At 68.3% G+C, this 6,248-nt stretch carries 6 protein-coding genes; 1 reads left to right on the top strand and 5 read right to left on the bottom strand.

The annotated features are described in order from the left end of the window. Positions 1-15: 15 nt before the first annotated feature. Positions 16-1,695: a S8 family serine peptidase gene (locus UK23_RS05070; RefSeq protein WP_045310168.1), complete on the bottom strand. Its 1,680-nt coding sequence runs from the start codon at positions 1,693-1,695 to the stop codon at positions 16-18. A gap of 193 nt (positions 1,696-1,888) precedes the next feature. Between UK23_RS05070 and UK23_RS05075 the strand changes: the two genes are divergently transcribed. Then, positions 1,889-2,809, top strand: a complete 921-nt coding sequence (locus UK23_RS05075; RefSeq protein WP_045310169.1) for a helix-turn-helix transcriptional regulator — start codon at positions 1,889-1,891, stop codon at positions 2,807-2,809. Here the strand turns inward: UK23_RS05075 and UK23_RS53585 are convergent. From UK23_RS53585 to UK23_RS05095, 4 genes are all read right to left on the bottom strand, one after another. Then, positions 2,800-3,006, bottom strand: a complete 207-nt coding sequence (locus tag UK23_RS53585) for a hypothetical protein (RefSeq protein WP_231114381.1) — start codon at positions 3,004-3,006, stop codon at positions 2,800-2,802. The two genes, UK23_RS05075 and UK23_RS53585, sit on opposite strands and share 10 nt — an antisense overlap. 459 nt (positions 3,007-3,465) lie before the next feature. Then, positions 3,466-4,395 (bottom strand): permease, encoded by a 930-nt coding sequence (locus UK23_RS05085; RefSeq protein WP_045310170.1) that lies wholly within the window; start codon positions 4,393-4,395, stop codon positions 3,466-3,468. Between the two features lie 75 nt (positions 4,396-4,470). Further along, entirely contained in the window at positions 4,471-5,217 is a 747-nt protein-coding gene (locus tag UK23_RS05090; RefSeq protein ID WP_045310171.1) for an SDR family oxidoreductase, read from the bottom strand. A gap of 81 nt (positions 5,218-5,298) precedes the next feature. Further along, positions 5,299-6,162, bottom strand: a complete 864-nt coding sequence (locus UK23_RS05095) for an RNA polymerase sigma-70 factor (RefSeq protein WP_045310172.1) — start codon at positions 6,160-6,162, stop codon at positions 5,299-5,301. Positions 6,163-6,248: the final 86 nt, after the last annotated feature.

Below are 6,248 nucleotides of genomic sequence, written 5' to 3' on the forward strand. Positions count from 1 at the left end.
TCAACGAACCGGCTTTCAGAGCGCTGGATAACTCTGAATGGCGAAGTCGTCGACGGCCGCTTCCCACAACGACGCACCGCTCGCGTCCGCGGTCTCGACGAGCAACCTGATCTGCTTGCCCGCGTAGGCCGTCAGATCGACCGTCGCGCTCTGCCAGGAACCAGCGCGTTCGGCGGCCTCGCCGAGCTTCTCGAACACCGTGGTGGCCGTGCTTCCGTCCAGCACCTTGACGCGCAGGTAGTCCGCGCTCGACGAGTTGTTGCCGTGCGCGTAGGTGTAGGAGAACGTCAGCTTTCCCCCAGACGGCACCGTGATCGACGGCGACGCGGCCGAGGTGACACCGCCGTCGACGTCGTTCGCACCGTCACCACTGCCCGCGAGGCGACCGGTGACGAGGCAGTTCGTGCCGCTGACCGTCGTGCCGAGCTGCTTGACCTGGCCGTTGGACGCGGTGGTCTGCTCGGGGTCTCCGCGCTCGAGCTGGCCGGTGGTCGCGGTGTCGGTGCCGGCCGGGTTCATCGTCCAGCCCTTGTCCGACTCGAAGTCGTCGGCCCACACAGGCGGTGTGGAAGTGCCACCGCACGGCGAGTAGAGCAAGCGGTTCGGCGAGCCGGAACCGGCGCTCTTCACGACGTCGGCCGTCGAGCACGCCACCAGCGCGTCCCGCACCTGCTGTGGCGTCGCGTTCGGGTTCTTCTGCAGGTACAGAGCGGCGGCCGAGGCCACCAGCGGCGACGCCATCGAGGTGCCGCTCTTGGTCGCGGTGGCGGTGTCGCTGGAGTTCGACGCCGAGACCACGCTCGTGCCAGGAGCGAAGATGTCCACACAGGACCCGTAGTTCGAGTCGCTGTTGCGGGTGTCGGAGTTGGTGGTGTTGCCGACGGTGATCGCTTCGGCGACGCGCGCCGGGCTGTAGTTGCAGGCGTTGGCGCCGTCGTTGCCCGCCGCCACGACGTAGGTGATGCCCGCCGCGATCGAGTTGCGGACCGCGGTGTCCTGCGCCTGGTTCGCGCTGCCGCGCAGGCTCATGTTCACGACCGCGGGCTTGATCGCGTTGCGCGTCACCCAGTCCACGCCGGCCGTGACGACCGAGTCGGGGCTGGTTCCGTTGCACCCCAGCACGGGCACGGCGTGCAGCGTCACGTTCTTGGCGCCGCCGTACGTGGCGCCGCCGATCGTGCCCGCGACGTGCGTGCCGTGGCTGTTGCAGTCGTCGGCGTTGCTGTCGTTGTCGACGATGTCCCAGCCGTACGACGCTCTCCCGCCGAACTCGCGATGAGAGATCCGCACACCGGTGTCGACGACGTACGCGTGCACACCCTGACCAGTGGCGTCGTAGTTGTAGGTGCTGTTCAACGGCAGGTTGCGCTGGTCGACGCGGTCGAGGTTCCACGGTGCGTTGGTCTGCGTCGCGGTCGTGTGCACGTAAGTGTCCTGGACGACGCGCTCGACTGAAGGGTCAGCGGCGAGCCTGCGGGCCTGTGCCGGTGACAGGCGGGCCGCGAAGCCCTTCAACGCCGCCGTGTAGACGTGCGTGGCGTTGTAGCGGGAAGCCAGTTCTGGCGACTTGGTGATGACGATGTAGCTGTCCGGAACGGGTTCAGCACCTTGCGGCACCACGACTTCGCCCGCCATTGCGGGTGCGGGGACCAACACCGCGGCTATGAGTGCCGCGACAACAGGGAGTGTTCGCACGGAATGCTCCTGGAACTGAGGAGGACAAAAGGATCTCCTCGGTGCCGGTCATCCCGGTTGAGCGCTGACGATAGGAACGCCCCGGTTGAGCGGTCAATTGAACCGGGGGTCAATCTGGAAATACTCTGAACGCGATCAAAGAGGTATTCTCCGCGCGTACGATCTGGCGCGCCGCCCGAGAAGGGAGCCGCTTGTGACAGCAGACGCGACCGTCCGAGCGGGCGCCGAGTTCGGCGCCGCGCTGCGCTGTGCGATCGAGCGCAGCGGCCTCAGTCTGAACGAGATCAGCCAACGACTGCGCGAGCAGGACACACCCGTGAGCGTCAGCGCGCTCAGTTACTGGCAGAACGGCGAGAACCGGCCGGAGCGGGCGAGTTCGCTCGCGGCGGTGTCGGCGCTGGAAGCCATCCTGGGCCAGGCTCCGAGCACGCTCACAGCGCTGCTCGGCCCGCGCAGACCCCGGGGCAGGTGGACGAACCGGACCGGCCTCGCGCTGACGTACGACCAGGTCTGGCTCCGTCCGGACAGCGTCGCGAAGGCACTCGCCAAGGTCGACGCGACACCGGAGGACCTCGACACACCGCACCGGCTCTCGCAGTACATCTCGTACCGGGTGAACGCACAGGGCTTCGAGGAGTCCATGCGGGTGCGCCGGATCATCCGGGCCGACCACGACGACACCACCCGGTTCGTGTTCGTGACGCGGTGCATCACGTTGCCTCAGCCGCCCGTGGTCACCTTCACCGAGGGCTGCCGGGTCGCCCGGTTCCGCGCGGACGTGCCCAGCTCGACGTGCGTGTTCGAGTTCCTGCTCGACCGCCCCCTGAAAGCGGGTGAACTCGGGGCGGTCGAGTTCGCCCTGCGCTTCCCGCCGGGCCAGGCTTCGCGGCACGCCCAGATCGCGATCTACCGGCCGGCGCGGGAGATGGTGCTGCACATCGCGTTCGACCCCGCGATGCTCCCGGAGACGTGCTTCGGCTTCTTCCAGCCGCGCAGCGCACTCCCCCAGGAACACCAGCCGCCGGTGACGTTCGACGAGAACACCACGACGTACCAGTTCATCACCCTGGACCCGATGCCCGGCCAGTACGGCATCAAGTGGAGTTACTCGTAGGGCCGTTCGGGCTGCGAGACCTCGACCATGCTCTCCACGTCGAGGAACGGGATCTTCTCGCCGTTCACACCGTCGGCGACGGTTGAGTCCACATAGGACCCGGTGACCTCGACCCAGGTGTCGTCCGGTAGCTCCACCGCGTTCTTCATCGCGATCTTCACGGGCCGGCCGTCCGCCGCGCAGCAGGTGAGGATCATCCGCCGCGCAGGAGGTGAGGATCATCCGCACCAGCAGATGTTCGCCCTGAGGACCTGTCGAGGTGAAGCCCAGCAGCTTGACCCGCCGGTGCTGCAACGTCCGGCCGCCGTCGAACACCGCGCGGCTCGCGTAGTCGAAGATCTTGATCTCCACCGGGTCCCCGTCCGGCAACGGCGGGTACTCGGCCGACTCCTTCAGCACCGTGCCCGCGTTGTTCGCCGCGTAGCTCCCGAGCGACTGCGGCGAGATCAACAGCAATGCCAGCATCGGAACCAGCAACAACCAGCCAACACGAGGCTGGTGCCCCCTTGTGAACGCGAACAACCCGATGAGCACGACCGACACGATCAGCAACGGCCACAGCCCGGCCTTGACGTAGCTGACGTACTGCCCCGTCACCAGAACCCGCGCGGTGGCGGCAGCCAGCAGGAGCAGGATCACGACAGCGGCAGCCCGGCTCACAGCACCACTCCCACGACCACGGCCGACAAGACGGCGACCACGAACGTCGCCGGAGCGAACCTGATGGCGAACCTGCGCCCGAACATCCCCGCCTGCATCGCGAACAGCTTCATGTCCACCATCGGCCCGACCACCAGGAACGCGAGCTTCGCCGTCGTCGAGAACTGCGTGAAGCTCGCCGCCACAAAGGCATCGGCCTCGGAGCAGATCGACAACCCCACCGCCAGCGCGGCCATCGCGAGCACCGCGAGCCACGGCTGATCCGCGACGACCTGCAGCCACCGACCGGGCACCAGCACGTTCAACGTCGCCGCCACCAGCCCGCCGACCACCAGAAACCCGCCCGCGTGCAGGAAGTCGTGCCGCGCCTGGCTCAGGAATCCGTGTGCGTGGTCGTGCGCGGGCATCTTGATCCACTCAGTTCGCCCGCGCCGCAACCACAACCAGCCCATCACCGTCGAGGCGAGCAGGCTGGCGGCGGCACGTCCGGCCACCATCCAGGGCTGGCCGGGAAACGCCACCGCCGTCGCCACCAGCACGACCGGGTTGACCGCCGGCGCCGCGAGCAGGAACGTCAACGCCACCGAAGGCGCGATCCCCTTGCGCAGCAACGCCCCCGCCACCGGCACCGACCCGCACTCGCAGCCGGGCAGCACCACTCCGGCGACAGCCGCCGCGGGCACGGCGAGTACGGGCCGGCGCGGCAGCACCCTCACCAGGAGATCGCGCGACACGAACACCGCGATGGCAGCGGACAGCACGACGCCCAGGGTGAGGAACGGCAACGCCTGCAGCACGATCGACACGAACACCGCCGCCCACGTCTGGACGATCGGCGCCTGAAACGCGGAATGACCGCGCAGCAACAGTCCCAGAACGAGGACAGCGGCCAGCACCTCCACCGACCCGATCCGCCGCTCGCCCATGGCGAACGACGTTAGGCGCCTTCAGAGGTGCTGGCCGCAATCCCGTTCAGAGCACTGGAAAATGTCTGAACGGCCTCAGTTGCCGGCGGCCAGCCAGTCCTTCAGGCTCGTCGCCTGCAGCTGCGCGCCCTCGTTCGGCACGAGCTGCTTGCCGGTGAGGACCGTGCCGAAGTACTTCGCCTCCGGGTCGCTGACGACCTCGCGCGAGTCGTTGCGCGCCTGCAGCACCGTGCGGACCCAACCGTCCAAAGTGAACTCCTCCGGTCCGCCGATCTCCTGCACGCCGTTGATCGGACCGGTCGCCGCGGTGCGTCCGACGACCGCCGCCACCTCGGACGCCGCGATCGGCTGCACCCCACCGTGGGGCAGGTGCACCACGCCGTCGACCGTCGCCGAGTCCGCGATCGCGCCCGCGAACTCGAAGAACTGGGTCGCGCGGATGATCGAGTACGGCAGGCCGGACTCGGTGATCAGCTTCTCCTGCGCCACCTTCGCCCGCAGGTAACCGGAGTCGGGCAGCTCGTCCGTGCCGACGATCGACAGCGCGACGTAGTGGCCGACGCCCGCTTCCTTCGCGGCCGCCGTCAGGTTGGTCGTGGCGGCGGTGAAGAAGTTCATCACGTCGTCGTCGGCGAACGACGGCGAGTTCGACACGTCGACCAGCACGTCGGCGCCCTGCAGAACTTCCTTGACGCCTTCGCCGGTCACCGTGTTCACGCCGCTGTTCGGGGACGCGGGCACGGCGTCGTGGCCGTGCTCAGCGAGCCGCTTCACGACCTGGCTGCCGATCAACCCGGTACCGCCGATGACAACGATCCTCATGGGTTCGTCCCTCACTCCTGAGCCCGTCCCGTGCGGGCGTTCACGAGCTAAGACAGGACAGCCCCAGAAGTTGTGACAGCACTATCGGAACGCACCCAGCTTCTCCGGGTTGACCAGCCACAAGACGTTGTCGATACCTTCCGCGGTGGCCGTCACGGTGATCACCGCGTAGGTGTGCTCGTCCTTGCGCAACCGGATGGCGTCGAGCCCGTTCACCTCGACGTAGGTGGCCTCGGCACCCGCCCAGAACGACGGCGCCCAGCCCGAGATGATCTTCGCCAGCGACGCGGCACCGAACAGCGGACGACCGGCCGCCCGGATCGCGCCGTTGCTGTCGGAGTAACTCACCACGTCCTCGGCGAAGAGCTTCTCCAGCCCGGCCAGGTCACCCGCCTGCGCGGCCGCCACGAACGCCTCCAGCAGCTTGCGCTGGTCGGCCCGTTCGACGGGGACCTTCCGCTCGTCCGCGAGGTGCTTGCGCGCCCGGCTGACCAGCTGCCGTGCCGCGACCTCGCTGTTCTGCACGATCTCGGCGATCTCGCGGTACGGGTAGTCGAACGCCTCGCGCAGCACGTACGCGGCCCGTTCGGTCGGGGTGAGCTTCTCCAGCAGCATCAGCACCGCGAGCTCCAGCACCGCGCCCTGCTCGGCACCCAGCTGCGGGTCCGCGGACGTGTCGACCGGCTCTGGCAGCCACGGCCCGACGTAGGTCTCCCGGCGGGCCCGCGCGGTCTGCGACTCGTTGATCGCAAGGCGGGTGATCGCCGTGGCCAGGTAGGCCTCGGGGTTGAGCACCGACTCGCGGTCGGCGAGCTGCCAGCGCAACCAGACCTCCTGCACGAGGTCCTCGGCGTCCGCCACGCTGCCGGTCATGCGGTAGGCGATGCCGAACAGCCTGGGCCGAGCCGACGCGAACGCCGACTCGGCCTGGTCGAGCTTGCTCATGACCTCACGTTAGCGCTCACAGCGGACGCGGGCGGTGTGGCGCCCCGCACGTGCACCACCCGAACGGACTAGGGCCTGTATCGAGG

It is taken from the genome of Lentzea aerocolonigenes, from assembly GCF_000955955.1.
In the GTDB taxonomy this organism is placed as follows: Bacteria; Actinomycetota; Actinomycetes; order Mycobacteriales; family Pseudonocardiaceae; genus Lentzea; species Lentzea aerocolonigenes_A.